We start from the raw sequence: 16,448 nt of genomic DNA, 5'->3' as shown, positions 1-16,448 counted from the left end.
GTTATTATATCATAAAAATAAACTTAGTTTAAGCAATAGACAAAGTTTCTTGGCTGTGCTAGAATCGTTTTTGTAAACGTTTACTATAAAGGAGGAACTTATAATGGCTTATTTCGAACAAGTATCTAAAATTAAATTCGAGGGCAAGCAATCCGATAATCCTTTTGCATTTAAATTTTATAATCCTCAGGAAATGGTAGCGGGAAAAACGATGGAGGAGCATCTGCGTTTTAGTATGGCTTATTGGCATACGCTGGTTGCAGGTGGCTCTGATCCTTTTGGAGTAGAGACTGCGGAACGTCCATGGTCCAAGTTTACTGGACTAGATTTGGCGAAGGCACGTGTGGAAGCTGCCTTTGAACTGCTGGATAAGCTGAATTTACCTTATTTCGCCTTCCACGATGTGGATATTGCACCTGAAGGCGCGTCACTGAAGGAATTTTACAGCAATCTGGATACCATCGTGGATCTGATTGAGGAGCACATGAAGGCTACGGGGAAAAAGCTGCTGTGGAACACGGCGAACATGTTTAGCCATCCACGTTATTTGCATGGAGCTGCGACAACTTGCAATGCAGATGTATACGCACACGCAGCTGCTCAAATTAAAAAAGGACTGGAAGTGGGCAAACGTCTGGGCGCAGATAACTATGTATTCTGGGGAGGCCGTGAAGGCTACGAAACACTGCTGAATACAGATTTGAAGTTGGAACAGGACAATCTGGGACGGATGTTCCATATGGCTGTGGACTACGCGCGTGAAATCGGTTTTGACGCTCAGTTCCTGATTGAGCCAAAACCGAAGGAGCCAACCAAGCATCAGTATGACTTTGATGCGGCGACGACGATTGCCTTCCTGCAAAAATATGATCTGGATCAGCATTTCAAGCTGAATCTGGAAGCTAACCATGCAACCTTGGCGGGTCATACTTTTGATCATGAAGTACGTGTAGCACGGGTTAACGGCATGTTGGGTTCCCTAGATGCCAACCAAGGCGATTTGCTGCTGGGCTGGGATACGGATGAATTCCCGGTTGATCTGTATGATGCCACACTAACTATGTATGAAGTGTTGCAAAATGAAGGTCTGGGCCGTGGCGGTATCAACTTTGATGCCAAGGTGCGCAGAGCATCGTTTGAGCCAGAAGACTTGTTCCTCGCTCACATCGCAGGTATGGATACGTATGCGAAAGGGTTGAAGGTAGCCGCCAAACTGATCGAGGATCGTGTGTTTGAGGACTTTATTGAGAAGCGGTACAGCAGCTTTAAGGAAGGCATTGGAGCAGATATTGTATCCGGAAAAGCAACGCTTGCTTCTCTGGCTGAATATGCTCTGGCGAACGAAACACCACGCAAAAACGTATCCGGTCGTCAGGAATATCTGAAAGCAACACTAAATCAATACATTTTGGCTGATTAATGCCAGAGCTTATATATGAAATAAGGATTTCACGATAAAGGGAAGGAGGAACTCCAATGCAGGAGAAGCTAAATCAGGAGCAGGAGCGTTATGTCATCGGCGTGGATTTGGGTACCAGCGCAGTTAAAACGGTGCTGGTCAACCGCAAGGGGCAAGTGGCTTATGAAACCTCACAGTCCTATCCTCTCCATCAGCCGAAAGCAGGGTATAGCGAACAGCATCCTGAGGACTGGGTCAGTGGCACGTTAGCATCACTGAAACAGCTTGTGGAGAAGGCCGGAATCGCCGGAACAGATGCTGTGGACGGCATTAGCTTTTCGGGGCAGATGCACGGGCTTGTGCTGACTGACAAGGAAGGCCAAGTGCTTCGTCCGGCTATTCTTTGGAATGACACGCGCACAACGGCACAATGCCGCCGTATTGAAGAACAGCTCGGGCCAGCGCTGCTAAGTATCGCGCGCAACCGCGCGCTGGAAGGCTTCACGCTGCCCAAGCTGCTGTGGGTGCAGGAGCATGAGCCAGACGTGCTGGCTCGTGCGGCCCATTTTATGCTGCCTAAAGATTATGTGCGCTACTGTCTCACAGGAGAACTGGCGATGGAGTATTCGGATGCGGCGGGCACATTACTGCTGGATATCGCGAACAAGCAGTGGAGCGAAGAGATCGCTGCTGCGTTTGATCTGCCGCTGTCGCTGTTCCCGCCACTGGTGGAATCCTTTGACCAGACGGGTACACTATTGCCGGAGATTGCGGAGCAGAGCGGGCTTTCGTCTGAGACCAAGGTCTATGCAGGTGGAGCAGACAACGCATGTGGCGCGATTGGCGCTGGCATTTTGAGCGAAGGCCGCACCTTGTGCAGCATCGGCACCTCAGGAGTTGTGCTTTCCTATGAGGAACGCAAGGATATCGACGTTCAGGGGCGAGCCCATTTTTTTAATCATAGTGAGCAGGATGCTTATTATATCATGGGAGTTACACTCGCGGCTGGATACAGCTTGACCTGGTTTAAGGATACCTTTGCGCCAGAACATTCCTTTGACGCATTGTTGGAAGATGTGAACTCGGTCGAGCCGGGCAGCCGAGGGCTGCTGTTCACGCCTTATATCGTAGGCGAACGTACGCCTCATCCGGATGCAACTATTCGAGGCAGCTTTATCGGGATGGATACAGGGCATAAGCTTGCGCATTTTACACGAGCGGTACTGGAGGGAATTACGTTTTCGCTCAAGGAATCCATTGATATTCTTAGAGGCACGGGAAAAACGGTGAATGAAGTGATTTCCATCGGCGGCGGAGCGCGTAATGAGGCATGGCTGCAAATGCAGGCCGATATTTTTAACGCGGATATCGTCAAGCTGGAAAGTGAGCAGGGACCTGCCTTGGGAGCAGCTATGCTGGCTGCCTATGGTAGCGGGTGGTTTGAATCGCTGCAAGCGTGCGCTGAAGCTTTTCTGCGTGAAGCAGCAAGATATTCGCCGAACCCAGAACGTGTGGCACAATATGAAGGCTTATACGAGCTATACCGTGAAGTGTATCTACACACACGGGAGCTAAGTGAGCATTTGGCGGTCTATCGGTAATATGGTGAGCTTTGAGCTTAAATGAGAAGCGGCTTCGGGTGTAGAAATCCCCGAAGCCGCTTTTTACATGTAATGATGTTATGAATTAAATACTTTTCTTCATTTTCGCATGATCTTCATTCACTGAGCTCACGGCACAGCCCGGACATGACTTGCTTGATGAACAGCCGGCACAGGCGCCTTGGCGGCTTTTTCGCAAAAATCGTACCAACACCCACGCACTATAACCGAGGATCGCCAATAAAATAATTACATTGATCATGGAATCCACTTCCTTCTATATACTGTAGGGCCTGAATTAACCCCAACCTAATAATCTGCCACACTGATAGATCAAGACGGCGATGATATATGCAACGGTCAAAGGATAGATCACAGAAAATGCAGTCCAGCGCCAAGAGAGTGTCTCTTTGCGAATAACCGCTACCGTGGCCAGACACGGCACATACAACAGAATGAACACCATAAAGCTAAATGAGGCAAGCGGTGTAAAAGCATGACTGATTTGCAGTTCCAATCCCTGCATATCGGGAACGTGGTAAATGATATTCATAGTCGATACGACTACCTCCTTGGCCATAAAACCTGTGAGCAGGGACGCGCCTGCTTGCCAGGTACCAAAACCAAGAGGGGCCAATAGAGGTGCAAACCATCCTCCAATTGTAGCGAGCAGGCTGTCATCCATTTCTGCGCCGAAGCCCTGCGGACCGAAATTGGACAAGAGCCAGATGCCAACGGAGCCTGCAAGAATAATCGTTCCGGCTTTACGGACGAAGCCTTTGACCTTTTCCCATGTGCTGCGAAATAAGGTAAGAGCCTGCGGTACCCGATAGGGAGGGAGCTCCACGATGAAGAGGGAAGGCTCACCTGATAAAATAGATACTTTGGAAAAAATTTTGGCAAGTACAAGCGATACGGTGATCCCTAACACATACATCAGCATGATAATGCTTGCCGCATGTGACGGGAAAAACACACCTGCAAACAACGCATAGACTGGCAAGCGGGCCGAGCATGACATAAAGGGTACCAGCAAAGTTGTAATGAGGCGTTCTCTTGGTTGTTCGATGGTGCGTGCCGCCATAATGGCCGGAACATTACAACCAAATCCAATAATGAAGGGAATGAAGCTTTTCCCGTTCAAGCCAACAGCCTGCATCAAGCGATCCATGAGTATCGTGACCCGTGCCATATACCCAGAGTCTTCAATCACCGAGATAATCAGAAATAAAATAGCAATTTGAGGCAGAAAAACTAGCACACCCCCGACCCCAGCCACGATGCCGTCCACGACTAGACTTTGCGTAAAAGCGGACGCGTTCAGGTGAACGAGTAATTCAGAAATCCAGCTGCTGAGTGTCCCTGAAAAAAATTCATCTAGCATATCTGAAAGAATTGTACCCGCCCAATCGAAGGTAAACTTGAAAGTAGCGTACATCAGCAGTAAAAAGATCGGTATCCCCAAGTACCTATGAGTTAGCAGTGCATCCAGCTTATCCGTCAGGCTGTGAGGTCTGAGTTTGGATGTATCAATTGCCTTGGTGCACAGATCAGCAATCCATGCTGTTCGTACAGAACGAATATGCTGAGCAGGGGGGATGGCATACCCTTCCCTGAGAAGCTCTTCTTCGCAACGCTGGATGCGTGCCGTTACTTGTTCACGCTGTTTCTCATTCGTCATCCATTCCATGACGACCGGATTGTTTTCCAGACATTGTAATGCGGCCCAACGGAGCTGAGGCACAGATGTATTCGGCAGCAAGTTGCAAATATCCTTAATAGCAGCTTCGACGGCGGGGCCGTAATCCAGTTGAAAAGCATTGGATGTATGTCTGACCTCTCGAAGGGAAGCAAGCATTTGCTTACTTCCGCTACCTGTACGTGCCACCATAGGAATAATGGGAACGTTCAATTGATCAGCCAACAGTTCCTTGTTTACCCGAAGACCGGTTGCATCGGCTACATCAGTCATGTTTAAGCCGAGTACAAGCGGACGGCCGTATTCCAATAGCTGTACAGTCAGATAAAGATTGCGCTGGAGCTGGGAGGCATCCACGATGTTAATCAGCGCCGCAGGCGGCTCCTCCAGCAAATAACGAGTAGCGACGCCTTCATCCAGCGACAGAGGGAGTAAAGAATAGGCACCTGGCAAATCCACCAATACGGCAGACTTGTCACGCAGAATTCCTGTTTTCTTTTCCACGGTGACGCCGGACCAGTTGCCTACTTCTGCATACGTACGAGTCAGCTTGTTGAATAATGAGGTTTTACCTGTATTGGGATTGCCAAAAAGAGCGATCATGTCCATGTCGGAACAACCTCCAGTTGTTTCACTTGATTTTGACGGAGGCCGACCAGTTGTCCGTTGCATTCAATAACAATAGGACCGCCCAATAGACTGATTTTTTTTAAGCGTATGATGGAGCCTTCGTTGATGCCCATGTCTGTTAAGCGTCGGCGCAATGAGGGATGAAGAGGGGCAAGAGATTGCAAACGCACAGTTTGGCCTAATGGCGTACGAAGGAGCGAGATACATTCTGGCATGGTGCTCAGCCTTTCTGATCTAGAATGAGAATCAATATCATTTACTTCCGATGCCAGTACCATATCATGAGGAGTACTAGATTGCTGTGATAAAATTCTCTGCGAACGACATGTTTGCCTAAGGTCCCAACTGTTATATAGCAGAGCATGGTGTCACAACCTGCCTTTAAATGCACTCTTACTCGCCTGCAACCGACAAAACTAGAGCGTTTGGGGCAACTGTTTTTATGGTAAGATAGAGCTGTTTACAACTATGCTAAGAAGGGCAGGAACGCTCTGTATGAACAGAAAAATCGGGGTTAGGCTTGTAAAATGTCTGGTTGCAGGTGCGGCGCTGGCTGTGTTGCTGCCGCAGGCTGTAGAGTGGGGCAGCAATGTGTATGCGTCGTCGGTCAAGCCGACTTCCTCCGTATCCTCGCAGCAGCTTCAGAACAAGCTTTTACAGGCAATGGCTACGCGGAGTGAAACGCTGACCTTTACATATCAAGGGCGAGTGAACGGTCTCAAGCAGCAGCTACAGACAGCCATCCAACAGGCGATGGAGAGCGATCCGTATGTGAATTATACGATCAAAAGCTACGCATTCAGCTATACAGGCACAACCACCTCCGCCCAGGTTACGATTCGTTTAAGCTACCGGGAGACGAAGGAACAGACGGCATATGTGGATAGCACAGTTCAAGCTGTGTTGGGGGATATCATTACGAAGGGAATGACGGATCACGAAAAGGTGAAGGCCATTCATGATTGGATCGTCGTTCGCCTGAAGTATGATGAAGCACAGCAAAAGTACACAGCCTACGATGGCCTGAAAACGGGCAGCACAGTGTGTCAGGGTTATTCGCTGTTGGCCTATAAAATGCTCGAACGAGCAGGGATTACGAATCGGATTGTGGAGGGTAGAGCAGGGGGACAGCTGCATGCATGGAATCTTGTTTTATTAGATGGCCGATGGTATCACATGGATACGACATGGGATGACCCGACCCCCGATCGCGCGAACGAGGTAAGCACTTCATATTATCTGCTGACGGATTCAGAAATGCGGCGGGATCACTCATGGGTGAAACAATACCCTCAGGCGAATACATCGTATCGGGAAACCTTATCGGCATTGATAGCTACTGGAGGATCAAAGGCTACCGTGTATCAAAAACTGTACAATAACCTGGAATATCCATTGCAAGACGGCAAGGGGCTGGTCAAATCATCCGCCGATATCAAGGAGCAGGTTCATAAGGTGATAAATAAGGGAGGAACGTCACTTACCTTCGGCTATCAGGGGACGGAACGAAGTCTCAAGGAGGATTTGCAATCCTTATATCAACTTGGCTTGAAGTCCATTTCCTATCAGATTACGGATCTTGGAAGTACCGGCAATCTTCGTGTAACCCTAAAATGGACCTGATGATTTTGCTGTAAAAAGCTACATTAACAAAGGAGTATTCTAATTTATATGCACAAGCGTTCCTTTACCTATTTGCTTGGCACGCAGACGATGTCCAATGCGGCCGACATTCTTTATATTATGGCACTTGTGTCTCTGGTTTTTCATGAAACAGACTCGATCTTCTCTTCGGTGCTCGTTCCGTTGCTGCGAATGGGTGCACAGATGATCAGCGGCTTTTTGGCACCGCTCATTTTGGCCCGGTTCCAGCTTCCATTTATTTTATTCGTTTCCCAGTTCGGACAACTGGCCTTCTTCGCTGTACTGCTGGGCCACTTGTGGTCAGCGGGCACGGAGCCCGTATGGGTGATTGTGTTTGCGTTGGTGACAGCCATGTCCTTTCTGGACGGCTGGACTACACCTGCGCGCAACGCGCTGATTCCCCGCCTTGCTTCCGGGGAAGGGCTCATGCGGGCAAACAGTCTGGTATCGGTCAGCGATCAGACGGTGCAATTAGCGGGGTGGGGGCTTAGTGGTGTGCTCGTAGCTATGCTGGGCTCGGAAAAAACATTGCTGGTGGCTGGCGGTCTGTACATGATAGCGCTGATCTTCACCAGCTTGATTCGAGATCCCCTAGAAGGCAAAGCCCATTATTTGCTTCAGCCTGGAACAAGGGTGCAAAATGGAGATGTCTCAGCTTATGAGGCTGTAACCGAGCCGGGACAAGGGCATCATGACTTGCCTCCCGCACAGTTGGAAGATAAGCTGTATGGTCCGGAATCAGAGAGTCCGTCGGTGCCTCCTAAACGTAAAAAGGAAATACTGCGAGAAGGTTGGAGTCTCATCGGAGCCAGTCGCAGACTGAAGGCTCTTATTTTTATGGATATGATTGACCTGCTGGGTGGATCGGTTTGGGTAGGCGCGTTCACGCTTGCCTTCGCTCAGCAGGTCTTGCACAAGAGCGAGGCATGGTGGGGATACATCAATGCCGCGTATTTTGCAGGGGCGATTGGCGGTGGCATAGTAGTCCTTGCCTGCGTCAAGCTGTTGCAGCGCAGACTGCTGCCCGCCATGCTAGCAGGAATGGCAGGCTATGGACTGCTGACAGCTTGGTACGCACTGAACACATTACCGCCACTAACGCTGCTTATCGTGCTGTTGATGGGGCTACCTGCGGAAATGTCGGTCGTCTCCCGCCGCACGATGATGCAAATGAGTGTGTCGGTACATGATTTGCCTAAGGTGCTGTCCGCCCAGGCTACGCTGACAAGCCTGACGTTTTGTATTTCGCTGCTTTTAATGGGCTGGATTGCAGATCATCTGGGTATCGTTAATTTGTACTTGTTTTCTGCGGTGTTGACGCTGATTGCTGTCATATACGGTATTTTTAGTCGTCGTGCCTTATCTATGACTTTATCAGCTGAAGTAGCTGCTTCTTCCAAATAAACAGAAAAAGCCCGTCTCCGGGCATATACAGGGGAACATGCGGATAACGGTCTTGGGACCAGGTGTATCGGCGTGTTTCCCTGATATGTGGAGACGGGCTTTTTATCACACACGGTATTCTATTATTTATCCGAAGGCGGATTTGAACTCAAATCACATTCTTTTAGCGGAACGATTTTAGTACGTTTGATCCATTTGTAGCCAAGCCACAGCAGAAGGAACAGTGGTACACTCATGTACGTAGCGATCATCGTTTTCCAGTCAATCTCCTGTCCGGTGAAGGCATCCGTCCCTTGCCCGATAATGACAATGATACATAGAGCAAAGGCGAACAACGGTCCAAACGGGAACCAGCGGGCTTTGTATGGAAGCTCACTCAGACTGTGACCCTGTGCAGTAAAGGCATGGCGGAAACGATAGTGGCTGACTGCAATCCCAACCCACGTAATAAATCCGCACATTCCCGAGGCATTGAGCAGCCAGTTATAGACTACACCGTCTCCATACAGGGAGGCGAGAAAAGCCAGCATACCAACAGCAGTCGTAATCAGAAGTGCATTCATAGGAATGCCGCGTCGATTGATACGCCCAAGGAAACGGGGGGCTTTACCTTCCCGCGCCAAAGCGTACAGTACCCGAGTCGCTGCATACATACCCGAGTTGCCTGCCGACAATACGGAGGTCAAAATAACGGCGTTCATGACTGAGGCAGCAATGGCAAGCCCTGCTTTTTCAAATACGAGCGTGAACGGACTGACTCCGATATCACTGATATCTCCTCGCAACAGATTCGGATTCGTATACGGAATGATCAAACCAATAACGAGAATCGCGAGAATATAAAAGAACAAGATACGCCAGAAGATTTGACGGATGGCACGTGGCACATTGTCACGCGGATTTTCGCTTTCGCCAGCGGCTACCCCAATCAGCTCGGTTCCCTGAAAGGAAAAGCCCGCAGCCATAAATACGCCCAATACAGCGAAGAATCCACCATGGAACGGGGCATCTCCTACCGTGAAGTTGGCAAAGCCCACCGCAGGACCACCCATGATGCCGAAAATCATCAGCACCCCTACGGCCAAAAAGATGATTACAGTCACAATTTTAATCATCGCGAACCAGTATTCGGACTCACCGTAGCCTTTGACTGTCAACGCGTTCAGCAAGAAGATTATGGCCAAGAATAACAGACTCCACCAAGCAGAGTGACTTTCTGGAAACCAGTATTTGATGAGCACGGTCGCTGCTGCCAATTCGGCAGCAATCGTTACTGCCCAGTTGTACCAGAAGTTCCAACCCATGGCAAAACCAAAAGCCGGATCGACGAAGCGACCTGCATAGGTATTAAAAGAGCCGGATTCAGGCATAAACGTAGCCAACTCACCGAGGCTGGTCATTAAGAAGTAGACCATAAGGCCAACTGCTGCATAAGCCAGCAGGGCACCGCCGGGTCCAGCTTCGGCGACCGCGCCTCCACTGGCGAGGAATAGCCCTGTTCCGATCGAGCCGCCGAGGGCGATCATCGTCATATGACGGGCTTTGAGACTTTTACGCAAGGTTGCGTCAGGTGTTGCTTTGTGTTGCACGTTCAAACACTCCTTCATGAAATTGTATTTCATGTCAGGGCAAGAGCCAGAAGGAGGGGGAGTATATAAATCAAAAGACCGCAGGGAATACGCCTGCGGTCTTGTCTATGCATTCCGCACCATACCTTCTTCTATAACAAGATAGCTCAACACACGTGTCTGTGTTAGGACATCGCGTGACAGTTCTGCTCCTTTCGGTTAGCAGCCCCAGCATACGGAGTATTTACAAAGAGTCAGCTCCGCATACTTCGGCGGGTGTACCTTTCTACTGGAATCTCAGACGGCTCTTGGCGTCTCCTCCAGTGTACTGATTACATCCGCGACCTCTACCTCATCATAAAACAGGTTGATGAGGTGTATGACATGATATTATATTGTATAGCGAACTACAGTATATCGTACCTGTACACCTTCTGACAATCGACAATTTTTTGAAAATCCACTTATCGATTCTTAAATCAGGAGTTCCGCTTGGCCATCTGCTGCCAAACCGTACCTGCGGCTTGCTCGCCTGATTCGATGCGCTCCAGCGCCATTTTAGCTTGTAGACTGACCTCGAATTCGGGGTCTTCGACGGCCTTCTCCAGTGCATCACGCGCATCCTCGGTTCCAACCTCGTATAGAAAACGGGCTGCACGCCAGCGAACCAGCTTGCTGCTGTCCGATAGGGCTCCGATCATAGCACTGGTAGCGACGGGATCGCCAATGTCCGACAACGTGTCGCCAGCGGTGCGGCGTACTGCCGCTGAAGGATCGCGCAGCGCCTCGAACAGCAGTTCCATCGCCTCCGGTGTACGAATATCGCCCAGATAGACGACTCCCAGCCGCCGCAGCTGCATTTTGTCGTCATGCAGCGCTTGCCGGATCAGCGGCAAATGCTCGGGCGTCGGCTCCAGCCGATCCAGTGCAGCGTAGCGTGTGCGCCAGTCCTCGTGTTGCAGGGCCTGCTTCAGCTCGGCATCGCTCCACTCGCGGCGTTCCTCCACGAATTCGCTGTTGTCCGCGCCGTGGGCAATCGCCTGCTGGATAATTTGTTCCAGCCGATCCTGCGGAAAGGCTGCCTCCAATTCCTGCTCAACCTCGCGAGCAATATCCGGCAGTTCACCGTAGCGGACGCCGTAATCACTCAGCTTACGTTCTTTGATCAGCGTTGCACTTGCTACGCGGGTAACGGCTTGCACGAAGCGGTCGGACAAGGAAATTCGTTCCTCCTGCTGACCCGCTTTAACTCGAATTTGCATGGGAAGGCCGCGAAAAAATTGTACAAAAACCTGTGCTTCACCAAACGCTTCCCCAGAGGTTTCCTCTGGTAAATCCCAATTCGCGTCAGCACCTTCCTCGCCTAGCTGATCCCGGACCTGACCCAGAATAGTAGACCAATCGGCATTTCCTTTACGGTCAAGGGCTACAAAATCAGTCGTGTGAAACACGCTTTTGACCCCTTCAATGGCCAGCATACGCCGGATAAATGGGGGAGCTGAACGCTCATTGTCCCGTGTATATGTTCTGCGGATACCCGCTTCCAGTCGCTCATCCAGATGCAGCATCATGGTGTTCGGACTGGGAGTTGGCTCGATAGATGTTATCTTCATAGCTCGGTACAGCCTCCTGTTCAAAAGTTCTCCATATATCATATATAGCTTATCTGTATTGTACCTCATTCTGCGTAGGTCTCCAAAGAGAGAGTTTTCGTTTATAGAGAAAACACAATGACATATATCACATGATTTAGATGAGTATACCTGTTAAATAGGAGTATTTCATAGGTTTTATTCTAGAAATCCGGGGACGGTGCGGTGGGAAGTAACATCCGATTGCGCAGTGGCACTATAGGTAACTTTTAAGTTCGGTTTTAGTCGGATGTTGTATTATGCATCCCGCTCCAGTGGATCGTTTTGACGGCGGCGAATGAGCAGGGAGGCGATAAGTCCCACAGACAGAACAGCCGCCAGCAGCATAAATGTAGTCATCTGATTGCCGCCATTCCCCATCAAACGAATGGAAAGCATAGGAGCTATACTCGTACCGGCAAACAGGATGAAGGTATATAGTGAGACCGCTATGGCCCTTGCTGCCCCGCCGAGCTGACCAACTATTGTAATGAGTGAAGGGACACTCAGGGCAATGCCGCTGACAAAACATACACTTAATACCACGATAGCTATTAGAGAATGTGTCATTCCCATCAGCGCCAAGCTAAGGATGGAAAGAAGAAGAGCTGTACGTAATACAAGGTGTACATCGAATTTCAGGGCCAATTTTCCGGCGAAGGGTGAGAGAAGCATGCCGATGATGCCAGCCGACCTGACATATAGCATCTGTCTACTATTCAGGCCAAATTCGGGACTGCCAAGGTAGCTTCCCAAAACCGTATACATGCTCACAAATGACATCAGAAGAACAAAAGCAATCGTGTAGCTTAACCATAAAGGATACGAACGCAGAACGGTCCCCAACTGACCGAAGGCTGCCAAAATACGAACCCCTCGTTGCGGGGAGGGAGCTTTAGGCAGGAAAAAAAGAACGATCAGGAAGGTGATTGCGTACAAAACACCTAGCATCCGAAATACCATATTCCATCCGATTTGTTCGCTGATGATAATACTAAATACCTGTCCGGCAATACCTGCCACTAGAAAACCGGTGCTGATAAAGCCGATGGCCGTTACCCGTTTTTCGGTTGGAAACATGTCTACGGCGTATGCGAGAGCAACGGGGGAAAAGGTGGCTGCCGCCAAGCCCTGAAGCAAGCGCAGTGCAACTAATACAGAATACTGACTGGTTAAGCTGAGGGATAACGAAAGGATCGTCAATGCGAGCAATCCAGCGACGATAATCTGCTTGCGTCCAAAGCGATCAGACAATCCTCCATAAATAAGACATCCCGCTGCAAAGCCTAAGGAAAAGATACTTCCCGGCAGAGCTGCTTCAGCTAGCGTTTTTCCAAATACTTTAGCAAAGAGAGGGACCAAAGGGATCGTCACATACAGGCTGGACATGACGACAACCGCTGACCAGCATAAGATTACAGTCATCCATGCATAAGGGAGAGCAACATTTTCCTTCTGGATAACGGTATCGTTTGTTCGTAGTTTACTCATCAATAGAACACTCCTTCATCATCAAATAAGTAATTTGAAATGCAAACAATTAAATATATTAGATAACCTAATTATATGTTCAAAAAAAAATTACCTGCCCACCCCCAGTTTGTCTTCCATATGATGATGGATTTTTTCTATAATCCGTGAAAAAACGATCTGCTCCTCGGGCTCCAAAATACTCGCTAGGGAAGCACAGGAAGACCAAAATACAGGGAGCACTTGCTGTACAAGGTGAGAACCCGCTTCTGTAATGCGTACATGAATTTTGCGCCGATCTGTAGAACTATGTTCTCTGATAATCCAGCCTCGTTGCTCTGTCCAATCCAGGAGGGATGTTACAGATGCACGTCGGATGCCTAGACGGTCGGCAATCATAGAGGGGCTCATCTGAGACTGGGATTGGTGCAATGTCAATAGCAACAATAAATCTAGCTTACTCTCTGTCAGGCCGTAAGCAGCTAGATCCAAATCTACCGCGTCGAGCACATTATCACCTGTCCATAGCAAGAAGAGACCAATACGGGCAAGTCGCCGGTCTGTTTTTGCAAGCGCAGTTTGATCCATTAACTCTAGATAAGGTTCTGGTCCCAGACGAGGAAGAGATTGCTGGATGAAGTCCCGCTTACTTTGTTTTGGCGGCATAAGTTCACTCTTTTCATATAATTAGGTTATCTAACTATATATCAATATAACGTATTGTCATGAATAAAACAATATCTAGAAAGAAATACTGCTACATTCAATACAGAAGCAGGGTTAAAAATCAGCTGAATGAACCAAACTGTAAATAGGTTACCAAAATGCGCCAAAAGATAAGTGAAGGAGGCGTTCCTATGTTCCGCAAGCAGGAAAGAACGCTCATTATTGTATGTATAGTAATTGCGGCCATTATGCTATATGCCGTAATTAAAAGCATAGCTCGCTTGACTCCCTAGTTGGTAATCAAGAGTGAATTCGAAGTTTTCCCTATTAAAAATGTGAAATGAAGGAGTGAAACCCATTTGTCTTCACTGGACCCTGTATTGCTAAGCCGGATGCTGACCGGAATTACCCTGTTTGTTCATATCGTATTTGCATCCATCGGCGTTGGCGTACCCTTAATGATTGCACTTGCAGAATGGCGCGGGCTGCGAACTGGTGATCCGCATTATACACTGCTGGCACGGCGGTGGGCTCGGGGGTTTGTCATTACTGTCGCCGTGGGCGTCGTGACAGGCACCTCCATTGGTCTACAGCTCAGTTTGCTGTGGCCTACCTTTATGCGGGTGGCCGGACAAGCGATTGCGCTGCCCCTGTTTTTAGAGACGTTTGCTTTCTTTATCGAAGCAATATTCCTAGGCATCTATTTGTATACCTGGGATCGGTTTAAAAGTAAATATTTTCACTTGATGCTGCTCATCCCGGTGGCGATTGCCTCGTCTGCCTCAGCGGTTTTTATTACGACTGTGAACTCGTTCATGAACCAACCTCAAGGCTTTACACTCAAAAATGGAGTCATGACCAATATTCATCCCATCGAGGCTATGCTAAACCCGGCCACGCCGACCAAAGTGTCCCATGTACTGGCTTCCTCGTATACATTGAGCGCAGGGGTGCTGATGGGGCTGGCTGCTTACAGCATGCTGCGGGGGCGTAATCACCCTTATTTTAAAAAGGCACTGAAGCTGACGGCCACCTGTACCATTGTATTTGCTATCAGCACAGTGCTGATTGGAGACGCATCCGGCAAATTTCTGGCCAAATATCAGCCGGAGAAGCTGGCTGCCGCCGAATGGCATTTTGATACGATGACGCACGCCCCCTTTGTATATGGCGGCTTTATGGACGAAAACGGTGAAATCAAATATGCCCTGAAAGTGCCTTATGCACTTAGTATCCTGGCAGGTAATTTGCCTAGTACGGAGGTTAAGGGGTTAAATGACTATCCGGTGGAGGAGCGTCCGCCGCTGTCTATTCATTATATGTTTGACCTCAAGATCACCACAGGAGTGCTGATTCTCGTCATCCCACTGCTGTATCTGATCCGTAAGCGTTTGCCAGGTCGCAAACCCTACCCCAAATGGCTGCTGCTAGCGCTCATTCTGGTCGGACCGATGGCGATGGTAGCTATTGAGCTGGGCTGGATGTTTGCAGAGGTCGGCAGACAGCCGTGGATTTTACGCGGATATATGAAGGTGTCAGAAGCAGCAACCACTTCTACAAGTGTTGGGTGGATGCTGGTGTTGTTTGTTATTTTGTATCTGGTGCTGTGCTTCTCGGCCATCAAGGTACTCAGCAAGCTATTCCGTAATAAGGATGCCGTGGAAGAGATAAGACAGCTGGGCCTGGAAGGGGCTGAAGGCATGTGAGCTATGAAATTGTAGGTATCGCTATATTGTGGACCTTCCTGTTTGGATATTTGCTTGTGGCATCCATTGATTTTGGTGCAGGCTTTTTCAGCTTTTACAGCGTGCTGACAGGCCACCAGAATAAAATCCACAATATCATTCAACGATATCTGTCTCCGGTATGGGAGGTAACGAACGTATTTCTCATCTTTTTTGTGGTGGGATTAAACGGGTTCTTCCCGGATGCGGCTTATTACTATGGTACGGCGTTACTCGTTCCCGGCAGTATTGCGATTGTGCTGCTCGCGATCCGGGGAGTATATTATGCTTACAATACGTATGGGCATTCGGGTAAAAATAATATCGTCTACATGGCATTGTACGGTGCGACTGGGCTGCTGATTCCCGCCGCACTGTCGACGGTCCTCGCTATTTCAGAAGGCGGCATTATTATAGAGAACAGCACAGGTGTTCATCTGCAATGGGGCCAGCTATTAAGCAACCCTTACACGTGGGCAGTTATTATTCTGGCGCTGGTGAGTGTATTGTATATATCGGCGATGTTTTTGTCCTTTTATGCCAAAAGGGCAGGGGACAAGGTCGCTTTTGAAATCGTACGAGGGTACGCGTTACTCTGGAGTGCTCCTACGATTTTGGCGAGTTTGTTCGCATTTTTCCAGATTAACAAACAAAATCCGGACCATTTTGCCAATATGCTTAGTATGGCCTGGATGTTTGTCGCATCCTTCATATGCTTTGTGGGAGCAGTGTATCTGGTCTGGCAGCGGCGGCATTTGGGTATCTCCTTCATCCTGGTGATGCTGCAATTTGCATTTGCCTGGTATGGCTATGGCCGCTCACATCTTCCGTATGTTCTGTATCCCTACATTAATGTATATAACAGCTTTACGAACTCTACGATGGCGTATGCATTGATTACGGCGTTTGTTGCGGGTCTGCTGGTGCTGATTCCTTCGCTGATCCTGATATTGAGATTGTTTCTGTTCGATGCAAAGTATGTACGAGGACAAGCGGGAAAGAAGGGGTGAGT

General features: G+C 48.9%; 13 protein-coding genes and 1 riboswitch. Of the genes, 6 read left to right on the top strand and 7 right to left on the bottom strand.

Going from position 1 to position 16,448, the window contains the following annotated elements:
- Window positions 1-103: 103 nt before the first annotated feature.
- Window positions 104-1,420: a xylose isomerase gene (gene xylA / locus MKX36_RS20960; protein WP_016820313.1), complete on the top strand. Its 1,317-nt coding sequence runs from the start codon at window positions 104-106 to the stop codon at window positions 1,418-1,420.
- A gap of 56 nt (window positions 1,421-1,476) precedes the next feature.
- Window positions 1,477-3,000, top strand: coding sequence for a xylulokinase (gene xylB / locus MKX36_RS20955; RefSeq protein WP_340865548.1), 1,524 nt, complete (start codon window positions 1,477-1,479; stop codon window positions 2,998-3,000).
- Window positions 3,001-3,085: 85 nt separating this feature from the next.
- Here xylB and MKX36_RS20950 read toward each other — a convergent pair whose 3' ends face one another.
- From MKX36_RS20950 to MKX36_RS20940, 3 genes are read right to left on the bottom strand one after another with little or no spacing between them, the layout of a single operon-like run.
- Window positions 3,086-3,262, bottom strand: a complete 177-nt coding sequence (locus MKX36_RS20950) for a FeoB-associated Cys-rich membrane protein (RefSeq protein WP_016820311.1) — start codon at window positions 3,260-3,262, stop codon at window positions 3,086-3,088.
- Between the two features lie 36 nt (window positions 3,263-3,298).
- The gene (feoB, locus tag MKX36_RS20945; protein ID WP_340865547.1) at window positions 3,299-5,308 is read right to left on the bottom strand and encodes a ferrous iron transport protein B; all 2,010 of its coding nucleotides are present in this window, start codon (window positions 5,306-5,308) and stop codon (window positions 3,299-3,301) included.
- Window positions 5,299-5,544 (bottom strand): FeoA family protein, encoded by a 246-nt coding sequence (locus tag MKX36_RS20940; protein ID WP_016820309.1) that lies wholly within the window; start codon window positions 5,542-5,544, stop codon window positions 5,299-5,301. Before MKX36_RS20940 ends, feoB begins: the two co-directional genes overlap by 10 nt.
- 280 nt (window positions 5,545-5,824) lie before the next feature.
- On the opposite strand from MKX36_RS20940, the gene MKX36_RS20935 reads away from it, so the two are divergent.
- Complete coding sequence (locus MKX36_RS20935; RefSeq protein WP_017425971.1) at window positions 5,825-6,952, top strand: transglutaminase domain-containing protein; 1,128 nt, start codon at window positions 5,825-5,827, stop codon at window positions 6,950-6,952.
- 48 nt (window positions 6,953-7,000) lie between these two features.
- Complete coding sequence (locus MKX36_RS20930) at window positions 7,001-8,377, top strand: MFS transporter (RefSeq protein WP_240753304.1); 1,377 nt, start codon at window positions 7,001-7,003, stop codon at window positions 8,375-8,377.
- 122 nt (window positions 8,378-8,499) lie between these two features.
- On the opposite strand, the gene MKX36_RS20925 is transcribed toward MKX36_RS20930, so the two are convergent.
- The 4 genes from MKX36_RS20925 to MKX36_RS20910 all read right to left on the bottom strand — a co-directional run bounded on the left by MKX36_RS20925 (window position 8,500) and on the right by MKX36_RS20910 (window position 13,712).
- Window positions 8,500-9,966: an amino acid permease gene (locus tag MKX36_RS20925; RefSeq protein ID WP_340865545.1), complete on the bottom strand. Its 1,467-nt coding sequence runs from the start codon at window positions 9,964-9,966 to the stop codon at window positions 8,500-8,502.
- Between the two features lie 134 nt (window positions 9,967-10,100).
- Window positions 10,101-10,303: riboswitch (Lysine riboswitch) on the bottom strand.
- Window positions 10,304-10,424: 121 nt separating this feature from the next.
- The gene (locus MKX36_RS20920) at window positions 10,425-11,558 is read right to left on the bottom strand and encodes a virulence factor (RefSeq protein WP_045245018.1); all 1,134 of its coding nucleotides are present in this window, start codon (window positions 11,556-11,558) and stop codon (window positions 10,425-10,427) included.
- Between the two features lie 276 nt (window positions 11,559-11,834).
- A complete protein-coding gene (locus MKX36_RS20915; RefSeq protein ID WP_340865543.1) occupies window positions 11,835-13,067 on the bottom strand; it encodes an MFS transporter in 1,233 nt (410 codons plus the stop codon).
- A gap of 90 nt (window positions 13,068-13,157) precedes the next feature.
- On the bottom strand, window positions 13,158-13,712 hold the full coding sequence (locus MKX36_RS20910) for a MarR family winged helix-turn-helix transcriptional regulator (protein WP_290410263.1): 555 nt from the start codon (window positions 13,710-13,712) through the stop codon (window positions 13,158-13,160).
- A 359-nt stretch (window positions 13,713-14,071) separates the two neighbouring features.
- Between MKX36_RS20910 and MKX36_RS20905 the strand changes: the two genes are divergently transcribed.
- Entirely contained in the window at window positions 14,072-15,418 is a 1,347-nt protein-coding gene (locus MKX36_RS20905) for a cytochrome ubiquinol oxidase subunit I (RefSeq protein ID WP_340865542.1), read from the top strand.
- Window positions 15,415-16,446 carry a cytochrome d ubiquinol oxidase subunit II gene (locus MKX36_RS20900; protein WP_017425966.1) on the top strand — a complete coding sequence of 344 codons (1,032 nt, stop codon included), beginning with the start codon at window positions 15,415-15,417 and terminating at the stop codon, window positions 16,444-16,446. Before MKX36_RS20905 ends, MKX36_RS20900 begins: the two co-directional genes overlap by 4 nt.
- Window positions 16,447-16,448 lie beyond the last annotated feature (2 nt).

The sequence above is a fragment of the Paenibacillus sp. FSL W8-0439 genome, assembly GCF_038008995.1.
Classification (GTDB): Bacteria; Bacillota; Bacilli; order Paenibacillales; family Paenibacillaceae; genus Paenibacillus; species Paenibacillus polymyxa.
Note: the sequence above shows the minus strand (reverse complement) of the source record. Positions and strands in the feature narration are given on the sequence as shown.

What these genes read in the sequence shown, in the direction of transcription:
- xylA (WP_016820313.1), top strand. Translation starts at nt 104, where the DNA reads ATGGCTTATTTCGAACAAGTATCTAAAATTAAATTCGAGGGCAAGCAA.
- xylB (WP_340865548.1), top strand. Translation starts at nt 1,477, where the DNA reads ATGCAGGAGAAGCTAAATCAGGAGCAGGAGCGTTATGTCATCGGCGTG.
- MKX36_RS20950 (WP_016820311.1), bottom strand. Translation starts at nt 3,262, where the DNA reads ATGATCAATGTAATTATTTTATTGGCGATCCTCGGTTATAGTGCGTGG.
- feoB (WP_340865547.1), bottom strand. Translation starts at nt 5,308, where the DNA reads ATGGACATGATCGCTCTTTTTGGCAATCCCAATACAGGTAAAACCTCA.
- MKX36_RS20940 (WP_016820309.1), bottom strand. Translation starts at nt 5,544, where the DNA reads ATGCCAGAATGTATCTCGCTCCTTCGTACGCCATTAGGCCAAACTGTG.
- MKX36_RS20935 (WP_017425971.1), top strand. Translation starts at nt 5,825, where the DNA reads ATGAACAGAAAAATCGGGGTTAGGCTTGTAAAATGTCTGGTTGCAGGT.
- MKX36_RS20930 (WP_240753304.1), top strand. Translation starts at nt 7,001, where the DNA reads ATGCACAAGCGTTCCTTTACCTATTTGCTTGGCACGCAGACGATGTCC.
- MKX36_RS20920 (WP_045245018.1), bottom strand. Translation starts at nt 11,558, where the DNA reads ATGAAGATAACATCTATCGAGCCAACTCCCAGTCCGAACACCATGATG.
- MKX36_RS20915 (WP_340865543.1), bottom strand. Translation starts at nt 13,067, where the DNA reads ATGAGTAAACTACGAACAAACGATACCGTTATCCAGAAGGAAAATGTT.
- MKX36_RS20910 (WP_290410263.1), bottom strand. Translation starts at nt 13,712, where the DNA reads ATGCCGCCAAAACAAAGTAAGCGGGACTTCATCCAGCAATCTCTTCCT.